At 45.6% G+C, this 1706-nt stretch carries 1 pseudogene; it reads left to right on the forward strand.

Annotated elements, in window-relative coordinates:
- Nucleotides 1-1617: pseudogene (locus tag XEN7305_RS28795) on the forward strand (hypothetical protein); the annotation flags it as partial.
- Nucleotides 1618-1706: the final 89 nt, after the last annotated feature.

Below are 1706 nucleotides of genomic sequence, written 5' to 3' on the forward strand. Positions count from 1 at the left end.
TTAGAAGGGGGCGTCACAGATGGAACCTTTATCTCAGGCAATGCAGATTTCCTAGCCTCGGAATCGGATGTGCCAGGGCAAACATGGCTAGAACGGCTTGAGAACAGTTTTCCCCAGGTCTATAACTCTCTTCAGATAGAAGGACAAGACAACTATCCGAACCTCAGTTCCATTTCGATCGCCGAAACTGGCTTCCGTCGTCGTGGAGGTCAAGCATTACCATTTATCTTCAATGGAGATGGAGTTGACAACGGTGTGGCTCATTTTCACATCGCCAACGGTATCTCAGTCCCAGTATTAGGTTTTGGAGCCTTTGCGAGATCTCAAGTGATCTCTGCTCTAGATTACCGCGCCCAAGTAGGGGAAGATGGAGTCCCGTTTGGCGACACCATTCTTTTATCTTCAGAGGCTTCTGATGGTGATGCGGAATTGTATATGTGGGTGGGAAATAGAGTACCAGGTAACACCAATGGTTTCGTTGATTTCGAGGATAATTTGTATGTCTTAAAAGTTACTGATGGAGAGGGCAATGTAGTAGCAGATGAAACTGGGATTACAGAAGGTACTACTTTTGGCGCAGAGTGGGTTTTGGTGGATGGCAATCCCCTTAATGACTTAAATGCAGTTCCTGAGGGGAATGCTATTAATACTCTCAACGCAGGAGCTCTTTCCGATTGGGTTAATGGTAGTGATGAAGGGGTATTGCGTTCGACCAACTTCACTGATTTTGGTGGTCTGACCGAAGATCCGAATGACACTAGTAGTTTTTATGTAACTGGCCCCAATGGCTTATATAATTTAACCTTTGCTGATAGTCCTACGCCCTATACTGAAGCAGGGACTTTCACCCTGTTGGCAACTGGTGATTTTGACAGCGTGGTAGTAGATGATGATGGACAGGTTATCGTCCAGGATAATGCTGGCGGTTCATTCATTTACGATATTGAAGCAGATACTCTCACCCCCTTTGTCCAGGCAAACCAAGAGGGTATTGACCCCGATGGCACTCCTCCTTGGGCGATTGAGGGGATTACGGAAGTAGATGGCAACTTTGATGATACGGGATTGAGTGCCTATTTATCGACTGTCTCTGCCAATAGTCTGGGCGAAGAGACTTTGGGGGTTGGAGGTCAATTATTGTTGACGACACCAACAGCCGAAAGTCGTTTTGATACTGAGCTTTTCCGTTTCCAAAGCACGTCAACTCCTGGCTCTTATTTGTTCGCTGGAGGTAGTGAAGCTCAGAATATTAGAGATAATTTCTCTGGTAGCTTTACCGAAGAAGGCTCAGCTTTCACCGCAGCAAGTCAGGCAGGGGAAGACCTTAGTGCTCTTTATCGTTTCCGTAGTAATCAAGGAAATTATCTTTTGGTGGGAGAAGCCGAGCGAGATGCGATTCTTAATGATCCTAACTTCTCTGGCGAATATACTTTAGAAGGTTTAGCTTTCTATGTTTATGGTGCTGATTCGGGAGAAGGTGCCGGATTTAATCGATTACGCAATGCGACTTTACCTGGGGTTTATCTCTATGCTACTGGTGAGGAATTGACCAATATTCAGGACAACCTTGCTGGTACTTATGTTGATGAAGGTGCTGCTTTTGGCGCTGTAATTTAAAACGAAGGCAGAAGAATGAAGGCAGAAGGCAGAAGGTAACTGGCATAGTGGGAGAATTAGACTCACCACTATGCCCTGTTCCACTTAAA

This window comes from Xenococcus sp. PCC 7305, from assembly GCF_000332055.1.
Lineage (GTDB): Bacteria > Cyanobacteriota > Cyanobacteriia > Cyanobacteriales > Xenococcaceae > Xenococcus.